Here is a 26,890-nt window from a genome sequence, read left to right as displayed (position 1 = left end):
ACCGAACCGCTGCAACACGCCTCCCGCCGTCATCCCGGACTTGGCCCGGGATCCACTCTTCAGCACGAGCAACGCCTTCTGCGTTCGCGGCAGGCTGGATCCCGGAACAAGTCCGGGATGACGAAGGGGGTGTGAAACCGGTCGCCCGATCGGCGGATGTCGGGAAGCCCACGCAGAGGCCGGCGAGAACAGCGACCTGGGTATAAGCGGCGCGTCGATGCATCGAGTGAGCCCGGCACCGCCAACTGTCCCGCCCTAACGCGAAAACCGAGCGTGCGAGAATCGTACAATCCGGCCCGCAACACAAGACTTGTATCCGAGTCGCGCGCGGCTCACATTGACCGTGCGGTTCGCGAGGACCGCGCTCGTTATCAATCAGCGAAAGGAGGTGATCCGATGTCTCATGGTTCAGCAATGGGGTCGGTTCAGTTCGTTCGGGGGACGCGCTTCTGACGGTACGGTCTGCCTCGGGGGGTATCCTCCCCCTGACAACGAGGTAGGTCATTCTGTCGGAGGCCTGCATGGTCTCCCGGGCTGGAGCTCTCCGGCCGCTGACCATGTTTAGGGGTTGTCGGGCACCGCTTCGGCGGGGTCCGGCAACCTCTTCTCATATCTGGCATGGGTGAGAAGGGGAGCGGGGGTTGGGCAGGCTCGCACGGTTCGGTCAGGCGGCGCGGCGGCTCGGCGCGATCGTCGCCGACGAGGGGCCGCTCGAGGCGGCGCGGCGACTGCTGCGCCGCGCGCGCCCGGGTACCGGGCTCGGCGACTATCTCGCCGCCAAGGCCGCGCGCGACGCCGCCTATGACTCGGCCCACGACAGCGACACCGGCGGAGTCCAGCGGCTCTACACGCTCGCGATCGACAGCCCCAACGCGCGCTACGGCATCGACCATGTCGCCTCCGACCCCGACGTGTTCGCGGCGGCGATGGCGCTGGTCGACGGCGACCTGTCGCGCTTCCATTTCCTCGACCTCGGCTCGGGCAAGGGGCGCGCGCTGCTGCTCGCCTGCGACTATCCATTCCGCGCCGTCACCGGCGTGGAGTTCGCCGCCGAGCTGCACGCCACCGCGACGCGCAACCTCGCGCGCCGCGGCGACCCGCGCGCGAGCGCGCTGCTGGGCGACGCCACCGCGGTCGCGCTCCCCGACGGCGACCTGCTCGTCTATCTCTTCAACCCGTTCGAGGAGGCGATCATCCGCGCGGTGGCGCGGCGGCTGGCGGCGCTGCCGCCCGAGCGCGACGTGCGGCTGCTGTACGTCACCCCGCGCCACCGCGATGCGCTGGCGGCGGAGGGCTGGCGCGTCGCCGCCGGGGCGGGCGAGGCGGTGCTGTTCCGGCGCGACTGAGCCGCGGCGCCGGTCACAGGTCGACGCCCAGCGACGCTCCTGTTGCGGGTTTGTACCGGCTATGTCATTCTTCCGTTCGAACCTGAGTCGTTCAGGCCGATCGGAAGGAAAGCCGCGATGCAGCGGATCTATCTGTGGCTGGCTGCGATAGCAGCGCGTCGTAACAAGATCCTGCATGCGCACCCGAGAGTCGTGCATCGACTAGATAAGAGCTGTCTCGCGGTCTTGCTGATGGTGATGCTGTACGGTTTCGTCCTCGTCCCGCTGCAATATCTGCTCGTCCTCCTTCATTATGCGAGCGCCGGGCTACACGGGACGGACACGCTCTACCTCCAGACGGGACAGCGCCTTGCCTTGGTGCTCGGTGGGTTCGTCATGCTGATGGCGAGCGTACGGGCGGCCGGCGCGGCGCGCGGCGTCATGAAGACCTTCGAGGGACACCGCTGGACCTTGCTGGTCATGGCAACATTGGCGCTCAGCCTGCCGCTGGTCATCGGTGGGGTGGTGGCGAAAAGCGTTGCGCTATTAGGCGTGACGCGCGGCGATCATCTCTGGATCGCGGTCTACCTGACGGCATGGACCGCCGCGATCGTTCAGATCTGCGCGGCAATCGCCGCGCCTGCCGCTCCCGCGTGGGAGCAGGAGCCGTTCAAACGGCGTTAGCAGGACGGCCGAGACCTTGGGCGACGGCGGCGGTGCCCCATGACAGGGAGCACCGCCGCCCGGCTCACGCCGGCTGCAACAATCGCTCCCGCGCGATCTTCTCGCGCCACACCAGCGGCGCGAGCTGGTGGACATTCTGCCCCTCGGCGTCGACCGCGACGGTGACCGGGAAATCGCTCACCTCGAACTCGTAGATCGCCTCCATCCCGAGGTCCGCGAAGCCGACGACCTTGCTGCCCTTGATGGCGCGCGCGACCAGATAGGCCGCGCCGCCGACCGCCATCAGATAGGCGCTCTGGTGATCGCGGATCGCCTCGGTCGCGGCCGGGCCGCGCTCGGCCTTGCCGACCATCGCGAGCAGGCCCTGCTCGAGCATCATGCGCGTGAACTTGTCCATCCGCGTCGCCGTGGTCGGCCCCGCCGGCCCGACCACTTCCTCGCCGACCGGATCGACCGGGCCGACGTAATAGATCACGCGCCCCTTGAACTCGACCGGCAGTGGCTCGCCCTTCGCCAGCATGTCGGCGATGCGCTTGTGCGCGGCGTCGCGCCCGGTGAGCATCTTGCCGTTGAGCAGCAGCCGGTCGCCGTGCTTCCACGTCCGCACCACCTCGGGCGTCAGCGTGTCGAGGTCGACGCGGATCGCGGCGCTGTCGGGCTGCCAGTCGACCTGCGGCCAGTCGGCGAGCTTTGGCGCCTCCAGGTACACCGGCCCCGAGCCGTCGAGCGTGAAGTGTGCGTGGCGGGTCGCGGCGCAGTTCGGGATCATCGCCACCGGCTTGGACGCGGCGTGGGTCGGCCAGTCGAGGATCTTGACGTCGAGGATGGTCGAGAGCCCGCCCAGCCCCTGCGCGCCGATGCCGAGCGCGTTGACCTTGTCGAACAGCTCGATGCGCAGCGCCTCCAGGTCGTTCTTCGGCCCGCGCGCCTTGAGCTGCGCCATGTCGATCTGGCCCATCAGCGATTCCTTGGCGAGCACCATCGCCTTCTCCGCGGTGCCACCGATGCCGATGCCGAGCATCCCCGGCGGGCACCAGCCCGCGCCCATCTGCGGGAGCATCTCGAGCACCCAGTCGACGATCGAGTCGCTGGGGTTCATCATCTTGAACTTGGACTTGTTCTCGCTGCCGCCGCCCTTGGCCGCGACGTCGATGTGCACCTTGTCGCCCGGCACCAACTCGACGTGGAGCACGCTCGGCGTATTGTCGCGCGTGTTGCGCCGGGTGAAGGCGGGGTCGGCCAGGATCGAGGCGCGCAGCTTGTTCTCGGGGTGGAGATAGGCGCGGCGCACGCCCTCGTCGACGACCTCCTGGAGCGAGCGCCGGCTCTCCAGCCGGCAGTCCTGCCCCCATTTGACGAAGACGGTGACGATGCCAGTATCCTGGCAGATCGGGCGGTGCCCCTCGGCACACATCCGGCTGTTGGTGAGGATCTGCGCCATCGCGTCCTTGGCGGCGGGGCTCTGCTCCGCGGCATAGGCCTCGCCCAGCGCGCGGATGTAATCCATCGGATGGTAGTAACTGATGAACTGGAGCGCGTCGGCCACGCTCTCGATCAGGTCGGCTTCGCGGATCGTCGTCATGCGCGCGGCTGTACGACGCTGCCGGGGGACGGGCAACTGTTGGGGCGGGGCGCGATGGGGCACCTTGGGCGGTGACGATCCCGGGCGGGTACCAGTGACTTCCCCCTTCGCAGCTTTCCTCACCCCGTCATCCCGGACCTGGTCCGGGATCCACGGTGCCGCATCCTCTTGGGACGTTGCTTTCGCGGACGGGTGGATCCCGGACCAAGTCCGGGATGACGGACGGTGAAGAGCGTCGAGGGTCTGCTCCACCTCTTCGCTTCCGAGACTATGGGAACGCCGCCAATCCCGAGCACATCGGGGCAGTCGCGACCGTCCCCGCTCCACGCTCCGCCCGGCGCAAAGGAAAACGCAAGGATGTCGCGGTAGGACAAGGCCATGCGCCCGCCCGCCCCCGACCGAGACGAACCGACCGGCGGCCCGCGCGCGCTCGCCGAGGCGCTCGGGCTCGCGCCCGCGTCGGACGCGCTGGTGGAGGAGTCGCGCCTTGCCGCGCTCGCCGCCAGCGCCGCGCTGTGGCCCGCCGTCGCGGCGGTGCTGGTGCTCGCACCGCTCACGCTGCTGGTGCGCGCCTCCGCCAGCACCGCCGCGGCGGGGCTGGCATGGTGCGTCGCGCCGGCCGTGCTGCTCGCGATCGGCTGCTGGGCAGTCGCGGCGCACCCGCGCGCGGCGGCGAGCCCGAGCCATTGGCGCATCGCCACCGTCAGCGCCGGCGGCAGCGCGATCGCGCTCTTGCTCGCGCTCGGCGCGCACGCCGCCGCGACGCTCCCGCCCGCACTGCACCCCGCCGCCGGCGTGGCGGGTGCCGCCGCGCTGATCGCGCTGGCGCTCGCGCTCCAGCCGCTGCGTGCCGCCGCGCTGGCGCTGGTGGTGACGCTCGCGCTCGCCGCGGTGGCGCTCACCGGCGCCGCGCCGCTGCCGGCCGCGCTCGCGCTCGGCACCGCCGCGGCGGTGGCGCTCGCGATCGGCCGTGCCGCGCTCGTCCGCCAGCGCGCGCTCGCCGAGCGGCGGCAGCGCCGCGACGCCGAGCGACGCGACAGCCGCCTCGTCGCCGAATATGAGGCGCACGGCGCCGGCTGGTTCTGGCAGAGCGACCGTCGCGGCCGGCTCACCTATCTCTCCGACAAGGTCGCGCGCGAGCTGCGCGCGCTCGGCATCGAGCCGATCGGCGCCCCGCTCACCGACGTGTTCCGCGTCGACTCGGCCTGGGTCGAGACCGAGCGGACGCTGAGCTTCCACCTCTCGTCGCGCACCTCCTTCACCGATTACTCGGTGCGCCCGGCCGCGGGGGGCAGCGGCGCCGAGCGCTGGTGGTCGATCTCGGGCCGCCCCGCGCGCGACGAGCTCGACCGCTTCCAGGGCTTCATCGGCGCGGGCTCGGACCTGACCGAGCAGCGCCGCGCCGAGGCCGAGATCAAGCGGCTCGCCTTGTTCGACGCGCTCACCGGCATCGCCAACCGCCAGCGCATGCGGCTCGCGCTCGAGCAGACGCTGGCGCAGGCGCAGGCGGGCGGCACTCACCCGACCGGTCTGTTCCTGCTCGACCTCGACCGCTTCAAGGCGGTCAACGATACGCTCGGCCACCAGGTCGGCGACGAGCTGCTCAAGGAAGTCGCGCAGCGGCTGCAGCGCACCATCGGCGACGCCGGTCTGGTCGGGCGGCTCGGCGGCGACGAGTTCAAGGTGATCGTCCCCAACGAGGGCGACCGCGACCGGCTCGGCGCGCTGGCGCAGCGCGTGATCGCGGCGTTGTCGCTGCCCTATCACATCGACCGCTCGACCTTGTCGATCGGCTGCTCGGTCGGCGTCGCGATCGCTCCCGCCGACGGCGCGGCGCAGGAAGAGCTGGTGCGCAACGCCGACCTCGCGCTCTACGCCGCCAAGGCCGACGGGCGCGGCGTCCACCGTTTCTATCGCGAGGAGCTGCTGCACGGCGCGCAGAACCGCAAGCGGCTGGAGGACGACCTGCGCCGCGCGCTCGCCGCGGGCCAGTTCCGCCTCGCCTACCAGCCGGTAGTGTCGACCGCGGACGCGCGCATCATGGGCTATGAGGCGCTGGTGCGCTGGGACCATCCGCAGCGCGGGGCCGTCAGCCCCGCCGAGTTCATCCCGGTGGCAGAGGAATGCGGGCTGATCGAGGCGATCGGCGCGTGGGTGCTCGACACCGCCTGTGCCGAGGCGGCGGGCTGGCCCGATCACGTCCGGGTCGCGGTCAACGTCTCGCCGATCCAGTTCGCCAACCCGCGGCTGCCGGCGCTGGTGGCGGGCGCGCTCGCCGCGACGGGGCTGGCGCCGCACCGGCTCGAGCTGGAGATCACCGAGGGCGTGTTCCTCAACGAGGATGCCTCGTCGGAGCAGATGTTCCGCGCGCTCAAGGCGCTGGGCGTGCGGCTCGCGCTCGACGACTTCGGCACCGGTTATTCCAGCCTCGGCTATCTGCGCAAGGCGCCGTTCGACAAGATCAAGATCGACCAGAGCTTCGTGCGCGGCGCGATCCAGCCGGGCAACCGCAACGCCGCCATCATCCGCGCGATCGTCAGCCTGGCCGAGACGCTCGGCATGGAGACGACCGCGGAAGGGGTCGAGCAGCAGGACGAGATCGTGCTGATCCGCGGCCTGGGGTGCAGCCATATCCAGGGCTATGTCTACGGTCGCCCCGCCGATGCCGGCACGGTGCGCGCGCAGCTCGCCGAGGCGGAGGGCTATGCGGTGCCGATCGGGCACAAGACCAGCCGCGCGCCGCGCCACCGCGTGCTGCGCTCGGCGCGGCTCGAGCTGGCGGGCGAGCGCGCCGAGGTGCGCGTGCGCAACATCTCGCCGGCGGGGGCGATGATCGATGGCGTCGACCTGCCCGCGGCCGCGATCGGCTATCCGGTCGCGCTGGAGCTGGAGGACGGGCTGGCGCTGGCGGCGACGCTGCGCTGGGTCGACGACGAGGGCCGCGCCGGGCTCCAGTTCGACGCGGCGTTCGACCTGGAGTGGCTCAATCAGCCGGTGCCGCGTCGCGCGGCGTGAGCGGGCAAGGGCGGGGCGTCCTCAATCCTCGTCATCCCGGACTTGGTCCGGGATCCACCGTTTCCGCATACTCTGAAAGCGTTTCTTATGCGGAAGAGTGGATCCCGGACCAGGTCCGGGATGACGGAAGGTGAAGAGCGTTTCGGAAGTTCCGCAGAGCTATGCCTCGTCGGAAGGACGAGCTGCCTTCGACCCCTTAACTTCCGTTTAGGCGGTCTCGAGCGACCCGACGATCGTGGCAGGCTCGCGCTGCGGCAGCGGCGGCATGCCGAGGCGGCGCACGTCGATCGCGCTCACCCCCGCCAGCAGCACGTCGCCGAAGCCGCGGTCACCGGTCTCGACCAGGATGCCCGCGTGAGTCTGCCGCACCATCGCCCACTCGACCAAACGCGCCCGCACCCGTGCGCCGCGCACCAGCACCAGCGCGATCACCCCGGTCGAGTCGATCACCAGCGCGGCGCGGCCGTCCTCCGCGATCACCGCGTCGAAGGCGGCGAAGCGCGGCAGCGCGACGCCGACCGCCTCGATCGCCTCGTCGACCGATCGCATCATCCGGTGCGCCCGGCCGAGGCCGAGCCATGCCGCCAGCCCCATCGTACCGGCTCAGCCGCGCCGCGCCACCGCGTCGAGCAGGGGACGCAGGTTGGTGAGGTCATAGCCCGCCGCCGCCGCCTTGGCGGTGAGCGAGTCGGCGTCGTCGCCGCGCGCCGCGCCGGCGAGCGCCCACAGGTTGCACGAGCGCGTGCCCGAGCGGCAATAGGCCAGCACCGGGCCGCCCGCCGCAGCCAGCGCCGCGGTCATCGCCTCGACCTGCGGCAGCGAGAAGCCGGCGTGGGTGATCGGGATCGCGGTGTAGCGCAGCCCCGCCGCCTCGGCCGCGGCGCGGATCGACTCGCCGTCGGGCTGGCCGGGTTCCTCGCCGTCGGGGCGGTTGTTGACGACGGCTTTGTAGCCGGCGGCGGCGATGGCGGGCAGGTCCTCGGGCCGGATCTGCGGCGCGACCGCGATCGTCTCGTCGATGATGCGCAACATAGGATGGTGCCTCTAGCGCGGACGGGCCGCCGCGTCACTGATCCCGTTCGTCCCGTCGCGGGAGAGCAACGCTTAGCGGCGGACGGGCGCGACGGCGAGGGGGAAGAGCGGCCGGTGGGTGAGGGGGCGAAATCCTCCCCGGCACGGGGAGGGGGACCGCTCGCCGCAGGCGAGTGGTGGAGGGGGCTTTCCACGCAGCGCAGCGTCGGTGGAGACCCCCTCCACCATGCTGCGCATGGTCCCCTCCCCGCGAGCGGGGAGGATTTAGGTCTCCCGACCCGGCGCAACTCACCCCCTCACCCCGCTCCCTTCAGCACGTCGAGGAACGCCTGGCCGTAGGCGTCGAGCTTGCGCTGCCCCACCCCCGCGATCCGCCCCAGCGCGGCGAGCGAGGTCGGGCGCAGTGCCGCCATCTCGCGCAGCGCCGAGTCGTGGAAGATCACATAGGGCGGCACGCCCGCTTCCTTCGCCAGCTCGCGCCGGCACGCGCGCAGCGCCTCGAACACGGGATCGTCGACCGGGTTGGGCGTCGCGCCGGCGCGCCCGCCGCGGCGGCGCTCGCGCTTGGGCGGCTCGACCAGCGGCAGCGTCGCCTCGCCCTTCAGCAGCGCACGCGCCGCCGGGCCGAACTCGAGCCCGCCGTGATGGTTGGTGCGCAACGCGTCCTTGAGCAGCAGGGCGCGCCCGACCGGCTTGAGCAGCGCCAGCTCGTCGCCGTCGACGATGTTCCACACCGACAATTGCTCGTGCCCGTTCATCAGGCTGCGCTCGCTCGACTGGCCGGTGAGCACCTGCTCGATATAGGTCGCGCCGAACATCTGCCCGGTGCGGAATACCGCCGAGAGATATTTGCGTGCCGTTTCCGTCGCGTCGAGCGCGGCCGGGGGCGAGAGGCAGTTGTCGCAATTGCCGCAGCGCTCGGGCGGGTGCTCGCCGAAGTGGCGCAGCAGGATGGCGCGGCGGCAGCCCGCGGTCTCCACCAAAGCGCCGAGCGCGGCGAGCCGCTGGCGCTCGCCGGGCTGGCGCTGCGGCTCGACCTCGCCGATGCGCTGCCGCGCGCGCGCGAAATCCTCTGCGCCCCAGAAGAGATGCGCCACCGCCGGGTCGCCGTCGCGCCCGGCGCGGCCGGTCTCCTGGTAATAGGCCTCGATCGACTTGGGCAGGCCGGCATGCGCGACGAAGCGGACGTCGGGCTTGTCGATCCCCATGCCGAAGGCGACCGTGGCGCACATCACCATGTCCTCCGACGCGACGAAATCGGCCTGGTTGCGCGCGCGCACCGCCGGGTCGAGCCCGGCGTGATAGGCCCGCACCGGGCGCCCGGTGATCGCGGTGAGCTGCGCCGCCATCTTCTCGGTCGCGGCGCGGGTCTGGACGTAGACGATGCCGGGGCCGGGCGTGTCGCGCACCACGTCGGCGATCTGGCGCGTGCTGTTGTCCTTGGGGCGGATCGCGTAGCGGATGTTCGGCCGGTCGAACCCCGCGACGATCATGCCGTCCTGCGGGATGCCGAGCTGCTCGAGGATGTCGGCGCGGGTGTGCGCGTCGGCGGTGGCGGTCAGCGCCAGCCGCGGCACCTCGGGGAAGGCGTCGAGCAATGGGCGCAGCAGGCGATAGTCGGGGCGGAAATCGTGCCCCCACTCGCTGACGCAATGCGCCTCGTCGATCGCGAACAACGCGGGGCGGCCGCGCTCGAGCAGGTCGCGGAAGTCGGCGGTGGAGGCGCGCTCGGGCGCGACGTACAGCAGGTCGAGCCCGCCATCGAGGTAGCGCCCGCGCGTCTCGGCCTTGTTCTCGTCGACGCTGGTCAGCGTGGCGGCGCGCAGGCCGACCGCGGTGGCGGCGCGGAGCTGGTCGTGCATCAGCGCGATCAGCGGGCTGACGACCACGCACGTCCCCTCCAGCATCGCCGAGGGCAGCTGGTAGCAGAGCGACTTGCCCGCGCCGGTCGGCATCACCGCCAGCGTGCGCTCGCCCGCGAGCACGCGCGTGACGACCTGCTCCTGCACGCCGCGGAAGGCGGGGAAGCCGAAGATCGTCTGGAGCTGGGGAAGCGGGTCGAGCGCCATGGGCGCGCCCGACCTAGGCGCGCGCGCGGCCGAGGGCAACCGGCGCGGTGACGCGGCGGGGCGAGCGGGCGGGGGAACGCGCGGCGGGGGCGGGGCGTAGTGCGGGCATGCTCTCAGGACGACCGATGACCCCGCGCCCGAACCTCGCGCTCTTCACCTTCGGCGCCGCGGCGCTGCTCGCCGCGTGTGAGCGCGAGCCCGCCGACGGCGCCGCGGCCGCGGTGGAGGCGCAGGCCACGCCCGCCGCGCCGGTGGCGCGCGCGCCCGACGCGCCCGCGGCGGCGCCCGGCCAGTGAGCGTCGAGCGCGTCCGCGACAATCGCTCCGAGCAGGAGTTCGAGCTCACCGTGGCGGGCGAGCGCGCGGTCGCGGCCTATCAGCTCGAGGGCGACACGATCGTCTTCACGCACACCTTGGTGCCGCTCGCGATCGAGGGGCGGGGGGTAGGCTCGCGGCTGATCCGCGCCGCGCTGGACTCCGCGCGCGACCAGGGCCTGCGCGTCGTGCCGCAATGCCCGTTCGTCCGCGCCTTCATCGAGCGCCATCCGGAGTATCGCGATCTGGTGCGGTGAGCGGGAGGTGAGGGGAGCGACACTGCTCTCCTTCTTTGCCGTCATCCTGAACTCGTTTCAGGATCCACGGTCCCGCGAGCGCCGCGGTCGGTGAGCGCGCCGCAGGGTGGATCCTGAAACAAGTTCAGGATGACGCTGATGACAAGGAGGCCGTTAGGTGGCGATCGTCACCCCCTCACGCCGCGCGCGCCATCCGCCACGCCGCGGCGATCTCCTCCAGCTCCGACGCCACCGCGCGGAACGGCTCGCCGTCGGTGCCGATGCTGGCGTCCACCACCTGGCGGCGGCAGCCGGCGTAGAAGCGCGCCAGCGTGCGCGAGACGTCGCCGCCGCGCTCGAAGTCGAGGTTCGCCTCCAGCGCGAAGAGGATCGCGGTGGCGCGGGTCACGCGCTCGCTGCGCGTGGCGAACTGGCGGTTGTCGGCCGCCCAGGCGGCGACGCGCAGCGCCTGGGTGAGCTCCTCGTACAGCAGCTGGACGAGCGCGGGGCCGTCGGCCGCGGCGGTGCGGCCGGCGAGGTCGATCTCGCGATAGGTGCGCGCCGGATCGCGCAGCAGGGCGGAAGCATAGGCCATGGTCGTCTATCTCTCGCTCAACCCGTCGACTTGGTCCAGTTGTCGATCTGCTGCTGCATGAACGACTGCGTGGCTTTGTAGGCGGAGACGCGCGCGTTCATGCTGGAGAACTGCTGCGTCAGCCGCGTCGTCAACTTCGTCGCCTGGTCGTCGACGTTGCTCTTCTGCTTGCCCAGGTCCGACTGCGCCTGGAGGAAGCGCGTGGACGAGGCACCCAGGCCGTAGATCGTGCTGCCGGTGTTGAGGTCGAGCGACTTCATCGCCGCGTACAGTCCGGTGGCGCCGCTGCTGCTCTTGGTGAACATCGCCTCGACCGCCTCGGGCGCGTTCTTCATCGCGCTGCTCAGCGCGTCGTCGTTGACCTCGAGCTCGCCGGTGCGCGTCGTGCGCACGCCGATCGCTGCGAGCGTCGCCGGCGAGCCCGCGGCCGCGCCGGGCAGCAGCACGCGGCTGGTCAGCCCCTGCAACGTGCGCAGCAGCGTCTTGGCGGCGGGATCGGCGCGGAGCTGGCCGTTGATCGGATCGGTCTGCTCCTTCACCACCGCCAGCACCTGATTGTAGGTGTCGACGAAGTCCTTCACCGCGCTGGTCAGCGCGCTGTCGGGGCGCGTCGAGGTGAGGTTGGTGGTGCCGGTGCCGGTCAGGCTGAGCTTCACGCCCGCGATCAGGTCGCTGACCTCGTTGCTGCCGCGCTCGACCGATACGCCGTCCACCACCAGCTTGGCGTTGCCCGCCTGGCTCGAGACGGTCGTCTTGTTGCCGGTGCCGAAGCCGGTGTCGAACTGCGCCAGCGCGCCGGCCGGGTCGCTCGCCGCCAGCGTGAAGGCCTGCGCCGCGCCGGTGGTGCCCTTGAGCGAGAGATAGGCGCCGCCGTCCGCGTCGTTGATCACCGTGGCGGTGACGCCCGCCTTCTTGGCGTTGATCGCGGCGGCGATGCCCGACAGCGAGTTGTTGCTCGAGTCGATCGAGATCGCGAACGACTTGGCCGAGCCGTCGCTGTTGGTGCCAGCGGTGAAGCCGGTCATCGCGCCGCCGCTGGTGGTGGCGGTGCCGAGCGTCAGCGTCAGCGTGCCGGTGCCGAAGGTGGCGGTGGACGGCGACGCGATCTTGGCGCTGGTGGCGATCTGCGCGGTGGCGAGCGCGTTGACGGTGACGCTGCTGTTGAGCCCCGACGCCGAGGTGCCCGCGACCGGGCTGGCGGTGGCGACCCCGCTCATCGAACTGCTGGGCTGGGTCGCGAGCGTGCCGCCCTCGACGAGGTTCTCGAGCGCCTTGGTGAAGTCCGAGATCGTGCTCTTGAGCGTCGCCACGCCCGAGATCTGCGCGGTGAGCGTGTCGCTCTTGGAGGTAAGCTGCGCGCGTTTCTGCGCGAACTGCGCGTCGACCAGCTGGGTGACGAGCGCGCCGGTATCGACCCCCGAGCCCGAGCCGAGCGAGGTGAGGACCGAGTTGGCCGCCGACTGGTTGACCGACGAGGTCGACGACGTCTTGGTCGTCGACGTCGTGGCGGTCGCTGCCGTGCTGCTGCTGGTGCTGCTGATCGTCGTCGCCATGATGCCCCTCTAAACGACCGCTCGCGGCAGAAATTTACCCCTGTTTCTTGCCATTCTCGTCGAACCGCGCGGTGAGCGGCACGTCGACCGGCGGCATTCGCCCGCCGGCGCGCTCGTTGAGCCCGAAGACGAAGGCTAGCACGGTGGCGATCGCGACGTACAGGTCGTCGCGCACCTCCTGCCCCTCGCGGCTGGTGTAATAGACCGCGCGGGCGAGCGCGGGATATTCGAGCACGGGCAGGCTCATCTCGGCGGCGGCCTCGCGGATCGCCAGCGCGGTGGCGTTGCGGCCCTTGGCCACCACCACCGGCACCTGGTCGCGCCCGCGGTCGTAGCGCAGCGCCACCGCGAAATGGGTCGGGTTGGTGAGCACCACGTGCGCCTCGGTCAGCGCCTGGCGCATGCCGCCCGAGAGCATCGCACGCTGCTTGGCGCGCAGATGCCCCTTCATCTCGGGGTTGCCCTCGCTCTCCTTGTGCTCGTCGCGCACCTCCTGCTTGGTCATGCGCAGCTTGCGCAGCAGCTGGAGGATCTGCGTCGGCACGTCGAACAAGGCGATCGCCACCAGCCCCATCGCCATGACGAGCAGCACGTTGGTCATCGTCGCGCCCAGCCCGGCGAGCGCCACCGGCAGGTTCGAGGCGGCCAGGCCGAAGCTGAAATGCGCGGTCTTCCACACCATCCAGGTGCCGATCGAGCCGAGCAGGATCACCTTGAGCAGCGACTTGCCGAGCTCGATCCAGCCCGACATGCCGATGATGCGCTTGAGCCCCGAGGCCGGGTTGATCCGCGAGGCCTTGGGCGCGAGCAGCGAACCGTTGAAGCCGAAGCTGCCGAGCCCGGCCTGGCTGACCACCGCCGCGGCGATCGTGATCGCGAACAAGGTGCCGAGCGGCATGGCGAGCTTCCACCCCGCCTCGACCAGCGGTCGCCACGGCGCGAAATCCTCGACGTCGGCGCGGTCGAAGGTGAGGCTGGAGGCCATCACGCCGCGGCACGCCGCCAGCAGCGCGGGGCCGAAGAACATCAGCCACGCCACGCCCGCCAGCACCACCAAGGCGGTGGCGAGGTCGCGGCTCTTGAGGATGTCGCCCTTCTCGCGTGCGTCCTTGCGACGCTTGTCGGTCGGGGCTTCTGTCTTGTCGCCACCCTCCGACATCAGCGCGCCCCCGCGAGCACGAGGCTCTGCGCCGCGGCGAGGCCCTCGCGGACGATGACCTGCATATAGTCACCCATCGCCGGCAGCGCGATCGCGAGGCTGATCACGCCGGCGGCGAGGCTGACCGGCAACCCCACGGAGAAGAGGTTGAGCGACGGCGCCGAGCGCGACACCATCCCCATCACCAGGTTGAGGCACAAGAGCAGGAAGCCGACCGGCAGCGCCAGCAGCAGCCCGGCGACGAAGGCGTAGCTGCCGAACAGCGCGATGTCGCGCAGCTGGCCGGCCGCCAGCCACGAGGCGCCGGGCGGCAGCGCGCGATAGCTGCGCACCACCAGGTCGACCAGCACCAGATGCCCGTCGAGCGAGAGGAACAGCAACGTCATCATGATCGACAGGAACTGGCCGATCGCGGGGCTGGAGCGGCCCGAATTGGGGTCGATCATGTTGGCGAAGCCGATCCCCATCGAGCCGCCGATGATCTCGCCCGCCACCAGCGGCGCGGCGAAGGCGATCTGGAGCACGAAGCCGATCGCCAGCCCGACCAGCGCCTCGGCCGCGACCGCGACGAAGGTGGCGAGCGCGAACACCGTCTGCGGCACCTGCACGGGCGTGGTGCCGAGCACCAGCACCGCGATCGCGCCCGACAGCGCGACCCGCACGGTGAGCGGCACCGAGACGTTGCTGAACACGGGCGCGGCGACGAACGCCGCGCCGACGCGGATCATCACGAAGATCATCGCCCACAGCTGCGGCTCGATGGCGAGGCCGAAGCCGAGCATCTAGCGCCGGGGCTCGATGTTCCGTGTTCCTGCGCAGGCAGGAGCACGGCGCCCGGGGGAGCGACACCGTTCCCCCTCACGCTTGATCCCCGGCGAACGCCGGGGTCCAGTTGGGTGGAGCGCTGTGGCCGGCACGGAACGTCCCCCACCTGGGCCCCGGCCTTCCCCGGGGAACCGAAGAGAAGAAGGAGGGGGCAGCACGGTCACGCGCTCACCGCACCAGATCGGGGATGCGCGCGAAGATCTCGGTGGTGAAGTCGCTCAGCAGCCCCAGGATCATCGCGCCGAACACCATGATCGACACCGCCACCACCACCAGCTTGGGGACGAAGCTCAGCGTCTGCTCGTTGATCGAGGTGGCCGCCTGGACCATGCCGAGGATCAGTCCGGAGAGCAGCGCCGGGATCAGGATCGGCGCCGCGGCGAGCGCGAGCACCCACATCGTCTGGTTGGCGACGGTCAGGAAATAGTCGGCGTCGACGAGCGGGTGCATGCGGGCTCTCTATGGCGTCACCCCGGACGCGGGGTCGGGACAGGCGCGCTATGGCGGAACTTGGTTAACGCACCTCTACCACTAGGTCGCGAAACTGTTGGCGAGACTGCCCATCGTCAGCGCCCAGCCGTCGACCAGCACGAACAGCAGCAGCTTGAACGGCAGCGAGATGATCGTCGGGCTCAGCATCGCCATGCCCAGCGCCATCAGCACGGTGGCCACCACCAGGTCGATCACGATGAAGGGCAGGAAGACGAGGAAGCCGATCTGGAACGCGGTCTTCAGCTCGGAGGTCACGTAGGCCGGCAGCAGCACCGAATAGGGGATGTCGCGCGGGCTGGCATAGGGGCCGGACTTGGCCATCTCGGCGAACATGGTGACGTCCTTCACGCGCGTCTGCTTCTCCATGAAGGCGTGGAGCGGCGCGCCGGCGGCCTGGATCAGCTGCGTGCCGCCGATGCGCCCCTGCGAATAGGGCTGGATCGCGGTGGTGTTGATCTGGTTGATCGCGGGCGCCATCACGAAGAAGCTGAGGAACAGCGACAGGCCGATCAGCACCTGGTTGGGCGGCGTCTGCTGCAGCCCCATCGCCTGCCGCAGGATCGACAGCACGATGATGATGCGGGTGAAGCTCGTCATCATCAGCACGATCCCGGGCAGGATCGTGAGCAACCCCATGATGATGAGCACTTGCAGCGACAGCGACAGCGAGCCGTTGCCGGGCGTGCTCGAGGCGTCGCCGCGCGAGAGCTGGCCGAGCGCGCGGTCGACCGCGTCGCCGACGCCGGGCGCGGGCGCCGCGGGCGCGCCGGGCGGTGGCGCGGCGGGTCCGGAGGGAGCCGCGACCTGGGCGAGCGCGGGGAAGGCGACGCACAGCATCACCGCAATGGCGGCGAGCGCGAGCAGCACCCGCCAGGCGTGCTGGCGCTTGGCCGCGCGCGCGCGGATCAGCGCCGCGGTGCCGCCGGTGCGCGTGACGGTATAGGTCTGTTGCATCAGTGGCATCCGCATCCTCCTCCCCAGCGTCATCCTGAACTCGTTTCAGGATCCACTCCGCCCAGCTTGCCGCGGCTTCCAGCCCTGCGGCACGGTGGATCCTGAAACGAGTTCAGGATGACGGAAGGAGAGGGCGCTCACTAAATCCTCCCCGCATGGCGGGGAGGGGGACCGCTCGCCGGAGGCGAGTGGTGGAGGGGGTTCGCCACGCAGCGCAGCGTCCGTGGAAACCCCCCTCCACCACCGGCCTGCGGCCGGCGGTCCCCCTCCCCGTTCCGGGGAGGATCTCATCGCACCCCCGCTCACCGGCGGAACTCCCGCGCCAGCGCGCGCGCCGCCTCGACCGGGTCGGCCGGTGCGGCGGCGCCCTCGCCGGTCGCGGGCGTCTTGTCGACCAGGGTCACGCCGCCGCGCCCGACCGAGACGAGCAGGCGGCTGCCCTCGAAATCGATCACCGCGAGTCGCAGCCCGGGTGAGATCATCATCGTCTCGCGCACCGCGATCATCCGGGTCGCGGTCTTGCCCGGCAGCCGGGTCTCGAGCCGCCGCCACAGATACAGGCACCCGATCATCAAGCCGCAGACCAGCGGCAGCAGCACCACCAGCTTGAGGATATAGGTCCACATCATACGCGCGTCGCCTCTCAGCCCCGCTTCTCGGGCGCGACCAGCTCGGTCATCTTCACCCCGAAGCGGTCGCCCACCGTGACGACTTCGCCGCGTCCGATCAACGTGCCGTTAACCAGAACATCCAGCAATTCGCCCGCCTGGCGGTCGAGCTCGATCACGCTGGCCTCGCCCAGCGCGAGCAGTTCGCGCAGCGACAAGGTGGTGGAGCCGATCTCCACCGTCAGCTTGACGTCGACGTCCTGGAGCATCCGCAGGTTGGCGGCGACCGCCGCGTCGATCGTGAAGCCGCTCGTCATATCGTTCATAGCAGGGGTCCTTCGAGCTTGGAGATGCGGATCGCGGCGCGACCGTTGGAGGTGCCGACCGTGCCCATGCCGAGCGCGACGCCGCCGATCACGATCGGCACGTCGGGGCCGAAGCTGATCGGGATGACGTCGCCTTCCTTGAGGTCCATTAGCTTGGCGAGCGAGATCGTCGGCTCGGCCAGCACCGAGCGCACCGGCAGCCGCACGCCCATCGCGGCGCGGGTCAGCTGGGTGCGCCACTCGGCGTCGACCTCGGCGGGCTTGGCCACCACCTTGCCGGTGAGCGCGACGGTGTGCGGCTTGAGCGTGGCGACGGGGTAGAGCACGTCGACGAACAGCGGCTTGGCGCTGCCGCGCGCGAGGCCGAAGCGGGTCGAGATCACCACGTCGTCGCCCTCGATCCCCTGGATCAGGTTGGAGCCCAGCTCGCACCGCTCGGCGCCGAAGCGCGCGCGCGCCAGCGGCTCCCACGCGCTCTGCAACGTGCGCGCCATCGCGGCGGCGACGCGTTGCGCCAGCACGTCGGCGGCGGGAGTGAACTCGAGCGCGAGCATCGGCGAGACGTCGCCGGTGCCGCCGAAGAACAGGTCGAGCAGTTCGGCGACGAACTGCGAGTCGAGCACCACCAGCAGCGGGCGGCCGTCCATCGTCAGCGGCAGATAGGCGGTCAGCTTGTCGCCGCGCGCGGCGCGATAGTCGGCGAGGCGCAGCACCTCGAGCGGCTCCGCCCAGGTGCGCGTCTCGCTGCGCCAATAGCCCTCGAACACCTGGCGCACCCCGCGCGCGGCGCGCGCCGAGAGATGTTGCAGCGTGTGGAGGTCGCCGAAGGGATGCAGCTTGCCCGCCGCCCCCGACCCGGCGCCGAGGTTGGTCACGCCGACCGGAGAGTCGGTGCGCCCACGCCCGCGCCGCTCGGTGGCGTCGGGCTCCAGGCCGAAGTCGGAGAGGTCGGGCTCGTTAACCATGCCCGGTCACTGAACCACGAAGTTGGTAAAGTAGACGTTAGCGATGCCGCCGAATCCCTCTTTTTCGCGCAGAGTCTGATTGATCGACGCGACCAGCCGCTTCTGGAGCTGCTGCTTGCCGGCGCTGGTGAAGACCTGATCCTCGGTCGTGTCGCCCAGCGTCATGAGAATCGCCGAGCGAATCGCGATGTCGTTGGTCTTCAGGTTGTTGATGACCTTGTCGTCATAGGGCGTCGACACCGCGATGCCGACCTGGACGAAGTGCACCGAGTCCTGGAGGTTGGAGGTGAACTCCTTGTCCATCGCGTAGTAGTTGGAGGCGTACGGCTCGCCGCCGGCGCCCTCGGGGGTGGGGGCGCCGTGGTCCTCGCTCTTGGCCTCGCCGCCCTCGGCGCTCTCGCCGCCGCCGTGGCCGCCCTCGCCACCCTCGCCGCCCTCGCCGCCTTCACCGGCGCGCTTCTGCTCGCTCTTGGGGACGAGATGGGGCTTGTTGGGATCCTCCTTGAGCGCGGGGTGCGCGCCGCCGCCGCCGACCAGCCCGGAGTTGGCGGCGTACAGGCCGGCGCCGACGCCGCCGCCCAGCAGGACGACGACGCCGACGACGCCGACCAGGATCGTCTTCATCTTGCCCTTCTTCTTGGGCGCGGCAGCTTCGGTGTCACTCATCGGTCATTCCCTCGGTTCAGGCGATACGGTCGTCGGTGGAGGCCGCGTCGGCGACGCGGCGGGCGGAGGCGGGGGCACGCGGCGCGCGCTGCTGCTGCGCCTGCGGCTGCTGGCGATCGGGCTGCTGGCCGGCGTGGCTGCCGTGCGACTGGCCGGCGGCGGTCTGCGACGCCTGCGACCCGCCGGACGAGGCTTGGCCCTGCTGCGGCGTGCTGCCGGCGCCGGTGCCCCCTGAACCATTGCCCGAGGTCGCGCCGCCGCCGTGCTGGAGCTTGATGCCGCGCTGCTCGGCCATCTCCTGGAGGCGCGGCTGCGCCTCGGCGAGCAGCGCGCGGGTCTGCGGCTGCTCGGCGACGAGCTGGACCTGCACGGTGTCGCCATCGCGCCGCAGCGCGACGTCGATCGCGCCGAGCGCGTCGGGGACGAGCCGGATGCGCACGTCATTGGCATTGGCCATGTCGCGCAGCATCTCGATACGGTGGATCATCGCCTCGGGCCAGCGCCCGTGCGTCATGTCGAGCGGCTGCTGGGTGGCGGGCTGCGGCGCGGCGACCGCGGCGGCGGTGATCGCGCCGGTGGCGGGCTGGGCGAGCTGCGCGGTCGGCAGCGGCTCGGCGGGCGCGGCGCGCTCGTCGGCGGTGACGGCGCGGTGGATCGCGTCGGCGAAGGTACGCGCCGCGCTCGCGATCGGGGGCGCCGCCGGAGCGAGCGTGGGAGCGGTCGCGGGCGCCGGCGCGACCGCGGCGCGCGGCGCTGGCTCGAGCGTCGGCGTGGCGGTCGACTCGGGTGCGACGGTCGCCACCGGGTCGGCCGGCGCGGCGCCGGAGAGGGCGACCGGCGCCGGGGCGGGCGACGCCGACGTGGCGAGCGGCAGCGGTGCGTCGACCCGCGCCGGCGCCGCCGCGGCGATGACGGGCGGGACGCTGGCGACAGGCGCGGCGGGCGCCGCGGCGGCGACCGGGGCGGCGGCGGCGGACGGACGCGCCGTCGACGATGCGGCGGGGGAGCCGGCCGCGCGCGGGGCGGGGCTCGTCACCGGCGCGCGCTCGCTGCCGCGCGCCGCCGCGGCGGGCGCGGTCTCGGTCGCGACGGCGGGCTGCGGCGCTGGCCGAACGCCGGCAGGCTCGCTCGACGGTGCAGTGGCGGGAGGGGCGGCCGCGATCGAGGACGGTGCCGGCGCGGTGACGCCCGGAGCGATCTCGTCCGCCACGGTGACCGGGGCCGACGCCGGTTGCGCGGCGCCGTTGGGGCGCGACGAGGCGTCGGTCGAGTCGGCGCGGCGCGCGGTGGCGCGTGAGGGCGCGGGGCCGGGGTCGGTCGCGGCACTGACGGTCGCGGTCGCGTCGCCGGGCGACGTCGTCGCGGCGCTCGGCCCGGCCGTGTCGGGTGCGGGGTGCGACCGCGCGGTGCGCCCAGGGACCGCTGGCGTGGGGAGCGGCGACCCGGCGGCAGTGCCGGGCGCGGACGCGGTGGCGCGCCTCGGGGCGGCGTCACCTGCCGCGTCGCGCGGCATCGGCGCCGGCGCGGCGGCGACCGACTCGGCCGCCGGGACGGGCGAACCGCCCCGGCTGGCGCGCCCGTCGTCGGCGGCGGCCGCCTGCGGCGGCGCCGTCGGCGCCGCGGGTGTCGGCGTCGCCGCCGTCGTGGGTGCCGCCCCGGCGGGCGGAGCGCTGCCCGGCCGAGCTTCGGCCGCGATCGGGTCGCGCGGGATGGGTGAAGGGGTGGGCGCCGCCTCGCGTGTCACGGCGGCGCGCGCCGGCGCGGCGATCGCCGTCGCGACGGACGCGGCGGCAGCCTCGGTGGTCGCCGCTGACGCGCTCGGCGCGGGCGCGACCGGCAGCGCGGTCGGGGGCGGCGGGTCGGCCGCCACGACCGGCGTCGCCGGCGGCAGCTCGCCCGGCGCCACCGTCGGGGTCTCGGCCGCCGCCGGTTCCGCCGTCGCCGTCTCCTCCGCGGTCGAGGCGCGGTCCGCCGCGAGCGACGGCGCGGCAGCGGCGACGGTCTCGCGCGCCGGCGCGGGCAGTTCGGGCGCGATCGCGCGCCGTACCGCCGCGGTGCGGCCCAGCACGGCGCCCGCGGGCAGCGGCACGCTGTGACGCGGTGCCGCCGGCGCGGCGACCGCGTCGGCGAGCACGGGCGCGGGCGGCACGTCCAGCCCGGTGGCGTCGGCGAGCCAGGCGAGCGCGGCTTCGCCCGTCGGACCCGCCGCGGGCAGCGCGCCCTCGCCGGGCGCGAGCGGCAAGTCGCTGCCGGGAACGGCAAGCGCCTGCCGCTCACCGCCCGCGGCTGCCGCCGCGACGTCGAGCCCGGGCGCGACGAGATCGAGGAAGGTGCCGCCCGCCACCGCGAGCCTGGCGCGCCCGCCCGCCGCGGCGGCGAGCGACTCGCCGGCGGGGGCGCCGGGGGTCGCCAGCGCGCCGGGGGCGGCGGTCAGCAGCAGGCTCGCGATCGTGGTCAAGGCAGGCTCCGGGCGCTGGTGGAAGGATACGGCCCACCATCAGCAAGAGCCGTGCCGTTTGCGCGGAGGCGGAGGAGTGCCCGACCGGCGGAGCCGCTTGGTGCGGCGGCGCGCAGGCTTTATAGTAAGGGCATGGCCAGCCTGCTCGCGCTCCAGGACCCGCGCTTCCTCACCGCCGAGGAGTTCCTCCAGATCGACTTCGGTCCGGAGCTGCGCGCCGAGCTCGACGATGGCGTGATCCGCATGATGACGGGCGGCTCGCGCGAACACGCACGGGTGCAGGCCAACATCATCAGTTTCTTGCGGGAACGCGTCCGGGGCAGCGGCTGTCATGCCTATGGTTCAGACATGGCGGTCGCCACGCACGACCGCTCGGTGCGCTACCCGGACGTGACGGTGGACTGCGGTGCGGCGGGAGACCGCGAGTCGGACACGCGGCTGACCGCGCCGCGGGTGATCGTCGAGGTGCTCTCGCCCTCCACGCGCGACCACGATCTCCGCGTCAAGAAAGAGGAATATCGCGCGCTGCCGAGCGTCGACACGATCCTGTTCGTCGATCCCGGCGAGGAATGGGTGATCGTCAGCCAGCGCGTCGAGGGCGGGTGGATCGACACGGTGCCCGCGCGCCGCGACGTGGCGCTGCCGTCGCTCGCGATCGTGCTGCCCGCCGACGAGACGTTTGCGCGCGACTGATCGCGCGCTCGCGCGTTCGGGGGCGATGGCGACGCACGCACCGACTCCCACGGACCGGTCGATCCCGATCGACAGCCTCGTCTTCGGCTTCGGCCCGATGCTGCCGCTCGTCGCCGCCGGCGTCGGTGCCTGGGTGCTGCCCGCATCCTGGGGCGTGCTCGCGGTGCGGCTGGCGATCATCTGGGGCGCGCTGATCCTGTCGTTCATCGGCGGGGTGCGGCGCGGCTTCGGCTTCGCGCGCCCTCAGGCTTCGACCGCGGTCGAGCTCGCCGCCGCCGTGGCCTATGTCACGATCGCGGGGCTGGCGCTGCTGGTACCCTATGCGGCCACCGCGGTGGCGCTGCTCGCCGCGGGCTACGCGCTGGCGGCGCTGCTCGACCGCCGCGCCGCACTGCGCGGCGACGCGCCGGCGCATTTCGCGCGGCTGCGCGTACCCCAGCTGCTGATCGGTTGCGCCGGGCTGGCCGCCTGCTGGGCCTGGGTGGTGACTCGCTGAGAATTACGGTGCTTGGCGCGTCGACGCGTTACCGCCTTGCTGCCGTGTTTCACGAAGAACGGCTAAAGGTGGAACAGTTACGCGGTTAACGCCAATTGCCGCACCGCACAAAGGGCCGTACGGGACCCAAGCGCCCGCCGGGGTGTTGTCACGGACGAAGCGGGCGCCGCGCGCGCCCCGGGGGAAAGGGAATAACGTTGACCGAGATCGTGCCGGTGATCCTCTCGGGTGGATCGGGTACCCGTTTGTGGCCGATGTCGCGGCCCGAGAAGCCCAAACAGCTGCTGGCGCTGACCGCGGACGAGACGATGCTCCAGCTCACCGCGGCACGTGCGCACGGCGACGCCTTCGCCGCGCCCGTGGTGGTCGCCAACGCCGCGCACGCCGATGAGGTGGAGGCGCAGCTCGCCGGCATCGGGGCGGCGCCGAGCGCGCTGATCCTCGAGCCGACGGGCCGCAACACCGCGCCCGCGATCGCGCTCGCCGCGCTGGTGGCGAAGGGCAACAGCCCGCTGCTGGTGATGCCGTCGGACCATGTCATCGCCGACCGCGAGGCGTTCCACGCCGCGATCCATGCCGCGCTGCCGCTGGTCGAGCAGGGCTGGCTGGTCACCTTCGGCATCACCCCCGACGCGCCCGAGACCGGCTATGGCTATATCAAGGTGGGCGAGGAGATCGCCGCGGGCGTCCACCGCGTGGCGCGCTTCGTCGAGAAGCCGAAGCGCGACGTCGCCGAAGCGATGGTGGCGGCGGGCGACCATGCCTGGAACGGCGGCATCTTCCTGTTCTGCGCCGAGGCCTATCTGGCGGCGCTGGAGGCGCACCGGCCTGATATCCTGGCGGCGGTGAAGCGCTCGCTCGACGGTGCGCGGCACGACGGCGCGCGCATCTATCCCGACGCCGAGGCCTTCGCCGCCTCGCCCTCCGACTCGATCGACTATGCGGTGATGGAGAAGGCCGAGCGGGTCGCGGTGGTGCCGGTGGCGATGGGCTGGAGCGACGTCGGCAGCTGGGACGCGCTGCACGCGATCAGCGCGGGCGACGCCGGCGGCAACGTCGTCGCGGGTGAGGTGCTCCTGCTCGACACGCGCAACTGCCTGGTGCGCAGCGACGGCGCCAAGGTGGCGATGGTCGGGGTCGAGGACCTGATCGTGGTCGCCAGCGGCAGCGACATCCTGATCCTGCCGCGCGGCCGCAGCCAGGACGTCAAGCTGCTGCTCGAGGCGATGAAGCGGTAGGGGCGGTCCGGATCGGCTCTATTCTCCCGCGCAAGGGGAGGTGGCAGCTCGCAGGGCTGACGGAGGGGTGATCCGGCCGGCGAGTGTCGCTGAACTCACAACCGGTGACACCCCTCCGTCACGCCTTCGGCATGCCACCACCCCTTGCAGGGGAGGATTGTGGCCCCTCAGCCGATCAGCAGCCCTGCCAGCGCGGCGCTCATCAGGTTCGCCAGGCTCCCCGCCGCCAGCGCGCGCAGGCCGAGCCGCGCGATCGTTGGGCGCTGGTTGGGCGCGAGGCTGCCCGTCACCGCCATCTGGATCGCGATCGACGAGAAATTGGCGAAGCCGCACAGGGCGAAGGTGACGATCGCGATGGTGCGCGGGCTGAGCTGCGCCGCCTGCTTGCCGAGATCGATATAGGCGACGAACTCGTTGAGCACGATCTTCTCGCCGAACAGTCCGCCCGCGATGCCGGCCTCGCGCCAGGGCACGTTGAGCAGGAACATCACCGGCTGGAAGACATAGCCGAGCAGCCCCTGGAAGCTCAGCTCGGGATGGCCGAACCAGCCGCCGACGCCGCCGAGCAGCCCGTTGGCGAGTGCCACCAGCGCGACGAAGGCGAGCACCATCGCGCCCACCGCCACCGCCAGTTTCACCCCGGTCTGCGCCCCCTGCGCCGCCGCCATGATCAGGTTGGCGGGCTTCTCCTCGTCGTGCGTCGCGTCGGGCAGTGGCTCGCCCGCGACCGGGTGCGCCGCCTCGCTCGGCAGCGCCGCCGGCCCGATCCCCGCGGCGGTGCGGCGATGGTCGGCCAGCGCGACCTCGCGCGGCTCGCCCGGCACGTCGCCCAGCGCCAGTTCGCCCTCGGGCGGGAGGCAACGGTCGGGCATGATGATCTTGGCCATCAGGATCCCGCCCGGCGCCGCCATGAAGCTGGCGGCGAGCAGATAGTCGATGCTGATGCCCATCGAGGCATAGGCGGCCAGGATCGTCCCGGCCACGCCCGCCATGCCGCTGGTCATCACGGTGAAGACCTGCGGCGGCGTGAGCCCGGCGAGATAGGGGCGGATCACCAGCGGCGACTCGCTCTGGCCGACGAAGATGTTGGCGGCGGCGCACAGGCTCTCCACCTTGCTGGTGCCGATCAGCTTCTCGATCGCGCCGCCGAGCCAGCGCACCACCAGCTGCATCACGCCGAGATAATAGAGGATCGACACCAGGCTGGCGAAGAAGATGATCACCGGCAGCGCGGCGATGGCGAAGCTCTGCCCACCCACCGCGGGGCTGGCGAGATTGCCGAACAGGAACTCGGTGCCGCGCTGCGAATAGCCGAGCAGCGCGGCGACGCCCGCCGAGGCACCGGCGAGCGCGGCGCGCCCGGGCGTCCAGTAGAGCACGATCACCGCGATCAGCGCCTGGAGCGCGAAGGCGCTGCCGACGACGCGCGGCCGGATCGCGCGACGGTCGGCGGAGAGCAGCACCGCGAGCAGCAGGATCACCGCGATGCCCGCGAGACCGATCAGAATTCTCTGCATTCGTCTTCTTTGATGTGAGCCGCGGAAGGAGGCGCGGCGAGGGCGCGCACGCGGGGGCCGATCATACAGCGGTGGCCGCGCGCCGCCAGCCATGTTTGCGCGAGTTGGGCAAGGGTGTGCCGGTTTCGCAACGGGTTGGGGGGCATGATCCTCCCCTGCAAGGGGAGGTGGCAGCGCGCAGCGCTGACGGAGGGGTGTCCCCACAAGTGAGTCCACCTACCATCGCCAGCGGCGACACCCCTCCGTCAGGCCTGCGGCCTGCCACCTCCCCTTGCAGGGGAGGATTAGCTTGCCGCACAACACCTTCCCCACCTCACCCGAGCCCGCTACGACGCGTCACGATGGCCTCCGCTCCCCACGCCCCGATCCCGCGCTCGCTGTTCGCCTTGTCGATCTTCTACGGCGGGATGGTCTGCATCGCCGGGGTGCTCGGCAACAAGCAGGTGTCGCTCGGGCCGATCTCGGCGCTGGGGCCGCTGGTCGGGTTGCCGCCGCTCGCGGTGGAGGCGGGGATCTTCGCCTTCCTGCTGCTGGTGGTCACCTCCAGCGCGGTCGCCGAGCTGCACGGGCAGAAGGTCGCCGGCAGGCTCGTGCTGATGGGCTTCGTGCCCTTGCTCGTCTCGATGGTGCTGACGCTGGTGGTGCTCGAGCTGCCCGCCGCGCCCGAGATGGACCGCGCGCATCTCGCCGCGTTCGAGCAGATGATGGGCGCGACGCCGTGGATCTGGGCCGGCGGCATCGTCGCCTACGGCGTGTCGCAGACGCTCAACGTCACGATCTTCTCGTGGCTCAAGGGACGCGAGGGCGGGCGGCTGCTGTGGTTCCGCGCCGCCACCGCCAGCGCGCTCAGCCAGATCGTCGACTCGGTGCTGTTCATCTCGATCGCCTTCGGCCTCTCCGCGGTGGGCTGGCTGATGGCGGGGCAGATGCTGGCCAAGGTGGTGCTGTCGATCGTGCTGGTGCCGCCGCTGATCTACCTGATGGTCGCGCTCGGCCGCCGGCTCGACGGCTGACCTTTCGCGCCCGCGCCCGCGCCGCTATGGCGCCGCGGATGACCGACCCGACCCCCGCCGCCGCCCCGATCGCTGCCGTGCCCCCGTCGCTCAAGGCCGAGACGCTGGTCGAGGCGCTGCCGTACCTCCAGCGCTACGCCGGCAAGACCTTCGTGGTGAAATACGGCGGCCATGCGATGGGCGAGCCCGAGGCGCAGGCCGATTTCGCCGAGGACGTGGTGCTGCTCAAGGCGGTCGGCATCAACCCGGTGGTGGTGCACGGGGGTGGGCCGCAGATCGGCAGCATGCTCAAGCGGCTGGGCGTCGAATCGCGGTTCGTCGACGGCTTGCGCGTGACCGACGCGGAGACCGCGCAGATCGCCGAGATGGTCCTCGCCGGATCGATCAACAAGGAGATCGTCGGCTGGATCGGCCGCGCCGGCGGGCGCGCGGTCGGCATCTCGGGCAAGGACGCCGGGCTCGTGCTGGCCGAGAAGGTCGGCGGGCGCGACCCCGACCCGCTGCAAGGGATCGAGCGCAAGGTCGACCTCGGCTTCGTCGGCGAGCCGGTCGCGGTGGACCGCCGCATCATCGACTCGCTCAGCCGCGACGGCATCATCCCGGTGATCGCGCCGATCGGCATCGGCGCCGACGGCCACACCTACAACATCAACGCGGACACGATGGCGGGCGCGATCGCCGCGGCGCTGGGCGCGGCGCGCTTCTTCCTGCTGACCGACGTGGCCGGCGTGCTCGACCGCGACGGCGAGCTGCTCACCGACCTCGACCCGGCCGCGATCAAGCGGCTGCGCGAGGAGGGCACGATCAGGGGCGGGATGATTCCCAAGCTGGAGACCTGCGTCGCCGCGGTCGAGGCCGGGGTGGACGCGGCGGTGGTGCTCGACGGGCGCGTGCCACACGCGATGCTGCTCGAGATCTTCACGCGGCGCGGCGCGGGCACGCTGATCCGGCGGTGAGGGGGCGGGCGTAGATCCTCCCCGCTCGCGGGGAGGGGGACCGCGCCCGCAGGGCGTGGTGGAGGGGGTGCTCCGCGAACGCACCGGCTCGTACGCGGAAGCCCCCCTCCACCATGCTG

At 71.9% G+C, this 26,890-nt stretch carries 26 protein-coding genes; 10 read left to right on the top strand and 16 right to left on the bottom strand.

Features of this window, described 5'->3' with window-relative positions:
- Nucleotides 1-641 precede the first annotated feature (641 nt).
- Together FHY03_RS03825 and FHY03_RS03820 are read left to right on the top strand one after the other, a co-directional pair.
- Nucleotides 642-1,346, top strand: coding sequence for a class I SAM-dependent methyltransferase (locus tag FHY03_RS03825; protein ID WP_183928837.1), 705 nt, complete (start codon nt 642-644; stop codon nt 1,344-1,346).
- Between the two features lie 117 nt (nt 1,347-1,463).
- Nucleotides 1,464-2,009 (top strand): hypothetical protein, encoded by a 546-nt coding sequence (locus tag FHY03_RS03820; protein ID WP_183928835.1) that lies wholly within the window; start codon nt 1,464-1,466, stop codon nt 2,007-2,009.
- A 64-nt stretch (nt 2,010-2,073) separates the two neighbouring features.
- On the opposite strand, the gene FHY03_RS03815 is transcribed toward FHY03_RS03820, so the two are convergent.
- Complete coding sequence (locus FHY03_RS03815) at nt 2,074-3,591, bottom strand: fumarate hydratase (RefSeq protein WP_183928833.1); 1,518 nt, start codon at nt 3,589-3,591, stop codon at nt 2,074-2,076.
- 378 nt (nt 3,592-3,969) lie between these two features.
- On the opposite strand from FHY03_RS03815, the gene FHY03_RS03810 reads away from it, so the two are divergent.
- On the top strand, nt 3,970-6,606 hold the full coding sequence (locus FHY03_RS03810) for an EAL domain-containing protein (RefSeq protein WP_183928831.1): 2,637 nt from the start codon (nt 3,970-3,972) through the stop codon (nt 6,604-6,606).
- A gap of 207 nt (nt 6,607-6,813) precedes the next feature.
- Here FHY03_RS03810 and FHY03_RS03805 read toward each other — a convergent pair whose 3' ends face one another.
- From FHY03_RS03805 to recQ, 3 genes are all read right to left on the bottom strand, one after another.
- Nucleotides 6,814-7,200, bottom strand: a complete 387-nt coding sequence (locus FHY03_RS03805; protein ID WP_183921917.1) for a hypothetical protein — start codon at nt 7,198-7,200, stop codon at nt 6,814-6,816.
- 9 nt (nt 7,201-7,209) lie between these two features.
- On the bottom strand, nt 7,210-7,638 hold the full coding sequence (locus FHY03_RS03800) for a TIGR01244 family sulfur transferase (RefSeq protein ID WP_183921916.1): 429 nt from the start codon (nt 7,636-7,638) through the stop codon (nt 7,210-7,212).
- 296 nt (nt 7,639-7,934) lie between these two features.
- A complete protein-coding gene (gene recQ / locus FHY03_RS03795; RefSeq protein WP_183921915.1) occupies nt 7,935-9,707 on the bottom strand; it encodes a DNA helicase RecQ in 1,773 nt (590 codons plus the stop codon).
- 125 nt (nt 9,708-9,832) lie between these two features.
- Here recQ and FHY03_RS03790 point away from each other — a divergent pair, with 125 nt between their 5' ends.
- The gene (locus tag FHY03_RS03790; RefSeq protein WP_183921914.1) at nt 9,833-10,003 is read left to right on the top strand and encodes a hypothetical protein; all 171 of its coding nucleotides are present in this window, start codon (nt 9,833-9,835) and stop codon (nt 10,001-10,003) included.
- Nucleotides 10,000-10,278 (top strand): GNAT family N-acetyltransferase, encoded by a 279-nt coding sequence (locus FHY03_RS03785; RefSeq protein WP_183928829.1) that lies wholly within the window; start codon nt 10,000-10,002, stop codon nt 10,276-10,278. The genes FHY03_RS03790 and FHY03_RS03785 overlap by 4 nt, the downstream gene beginning before the upstream one ends.
- 175 nt (nt 10,279-10,453) lie before the next feature.
- Here FHY03_RS03785 and FHY03_RS03780 read toward each other — a convergent pair whose 3' ends face one another.
- The 11 genes from FHY03_RS03780 to FHY03_RS03730 form a co-directional block, all read right to left on the bottom strand.
- The gene (locus FHY03_RS03780; RefSeq protein WP_183921912.1) at nt 10,454-10,852 is read right to left on the bottom strand and encodes a flagellar protein FliS; all 399 of its coding nucleotides are present in this window, start codon (nt 10,850-10,852) and stop codon (nt 10,454-10,456) included.
- Between the two features lie 17 nt (nt 10,853-10,869).
- Nucleotides 10,870-12,405 (bottom strand): flagellar filament capping protein FliD, encoded by a 1,536-nt coding sequence (gene fliD / locus FHY03_RS03775; protein WP_183928812.1) that lies wholly within the window; start codon nt 12,403-12,405, stop codon nt 10,870-10,872.
- 34 nt (nt 12,406-12,439) lie between these two features.
- Complete coding sequence (locus tag FHY03_RS03770) at nt 12,440-13,564, bottom strand: flagellar biosynthesis protein FlhB (RefSeq protein ID WP_183921910.1); 1,125 nt, start codon at nt 13,562-13,564, stop codon at nt 12,440-12,442.
- The gene (gene fliR / locus FHY03_RS03765) at nt 13,564-14,346 is read right to left on the bottom strand and encodes a flagellar biosynthetic protein FliR (RefSeq protein WP_183921909.1); all 783 of its coding nucleotides are present in this window, start codon (nt 14,344-14,346) and stop codon (nt 13,564-13,566) included. Before fliR ends, FHY03_RS03770 begins: the two co-directional genes overlap by 1 nt.
- 211 nt (nt 14,347-14,557) lie before the next feature.
- Entirely contained in the window at nt 14,558-14,839 is a 282-nt protein-coding gene (locus FHY03_RS03760; protein ID WP_183921908.1) for a flagellar biosynthetic protein FliQ, read from the bottom strand.
- Between the two features lie 81 nt (nt 14,840-14,920).
- The gene (gene fliP, locus FHY03_RS03755) at nt 14,921-15,844 is read right to left on the bottom strand and encodes a flagellar type III secretion system pore protein FliP (RefSeq protein ID WP_260158635.1); all 924 of its coding nucleotides are present in this window, start codon (nt 15,842-15,844) and stop codon (nt 14,921-14,923) included.
- Between the two features lie 293 nt (nt 15,845-16,137).
- A complete protein-coding gene (locus FHY03_RS03750; RefSeq protein WP_183921907.1) occupies nt 16,138-16,464 on the bottom strand; it encodes a flagellar biosynthetic protein FliO in 327 nt (108 codons plus the stop codon).
- Nucleotides 16,465-16,478: 14 nt separating this feature from the next.
- Entirely contained in the window at nt 16,479-16,769 is a 291-nt protein-coding gene (fliN, locus tag FHY03_RS03745; RefSeq protein ID WP_132908390.1) for a flagellar motor switch protein FliN, read from the bottom strand.
- Nucleotides 16,766-17,734, bottom strand: coding sequence for a flagellar motor switch protein FliM (locus FHY03_RS03740; RefSeq protein ID WP_183928810.1), 969 nt, complete (start codon nt 17,732-17,734; stop codon nt 16,766-16,768). The genes fliN and FHY03_RS03740 overlap by 4 nt, the downstream gene beginning before the upstream one ends.
- 6 nt (nt 17,735-17,740) lie before the next feature.
- Nucleotides 17,741-18,400: a flagellar basal body-associated protein FliL gene (fliL, locus tag FHY03_RS03735; RefSeq protein ID WP_183921905.1), complete on the bottom strand. Its 660-nt coding sequence runs from the start codon at nt 18,398-18,400 to the stop codon at nt 17,741-17,743.
- A gap of 16 nt (nt 18,401-18,416) precedes the next feature.
- Nucleotides 18,417-20,858, bottom strand: coding sequence for a flagellar hook-length control protein FliK (locus FHY03_RS03730; protein ID WP_183928808.1), 2,442 nt, complete (start codon nt 20,856-20,858; stop codon nt 18,417-18,419).
- A gap of 132 nt (nt 20,859-20,990) precedes the next feature.
- On the opposite strand from FHY03_RS03730, the gene FHY03_RS03725 reads away from it, so the two are divergent.
- The 3 genes from FHY03_RS03725 to FHY03_RS03715 all read left to right on the top strand — a co-directional run bounded on the left by FHY03_RS03725 (nt 20,991) and on the right by FHY03_RS03715 (nt 23,285).
- The gene (locus FHY03_RS03725) at nt 20,991-21,551 is read left to right on the top strand and encodes a Uma2 family endonuclease (RefSeq protein WP_183921903.1); all 561 of its coding nucleotides are present in this window, start codon (nt 20,991-20,993) and stop codon (nt 21,549-21,551) included.
- Nucleotides 21,552-21,576: 25 nt separating this feature from the next.
- Complete coding sequence (locus FHY03_RS03720) at nt 21,577-22,047, top strand: DUF3429 domain-containing protein (RefSeq protein ID WP_183921902.1); 471 nt, start codon at nt 21,577-21,579, stop codon at nt 22,045-22,047.
- 197 nt (nt 22,048-22,244) lie between these two features.
- Complete coding sequence (locus FHY03_RS03715) at nt 22,245-23,285, top strand: mannose-1-phosphate guanylyltransferase/mannose-6-phosphate isomerase (RefSeq protein ID WP_221189957.1); 1,041 nt, start codon at nt 22,245-22,247, stop codon at nt 23,283-23,285.
- Between the two features lie 167 nt (nt 23,286-23,452).
- On the opposite strand, the gene FHY03_RS03710 is transcribed toward FHY03_RS03715, so the two are convergent.
- Nucleotides 23,453-24,802 (bottom strand): NupC/NupG family nucleoside CNT transporter, encoded by a 1,350-nt coding sequence (locus FHY03_RS03710; RefSeq protein WP_183928806.1) that lies wholly within the window; start codon nt 24,800-24,802, stop codon nt 23,453-23,455.
- Between the two features lie 341 nt (nt 24,803-25,143).
- On the opposite strand from FHY03_RS03710, the gene FHY03_RS03705 reads away from it, so the two are divergent.
- Nucleotides 25,144-25,815, top strand: coding sequence for a queuosine precursor transporter (locus tag FHY03_RS03705; protein ID WP_183928804.1), 672 nt, complete (start codon nt 25,144-25,146; stop codon nt 25,813-25,815).
- A gap of 38 nt (nt 25,816-25,853) precedes the next feature.
- Nucleotides 25,854-26,771: an acetylglutamate kinase gene (gene argB, locus FHY03_RS03700; RefSeq protein ID WP_183921899.1), complete on the top strand. Its 918-nt coding sequence runs from the start codon at nt 25,854-25,856 to the stop codon at nt 26,769-26,771.
- Nucleotides 26,772-26,890: the final 119 nt, after the last annotated feature.

Source organism: Sphingomonas sp. BK345, assembly GCF_014193845.1.
Taxonomy (GTDB): Bacteria; Pseudomonadota; Alphaproteobacteria; order Sphingomonadales; family Sphingomonadaceae; genus Sphingomonas.
The sequence above is the reverse complement of the archived record's forward strand: the minus strand, read 5'-3'. Positions and strand labels throughout refer to the sequence as shown.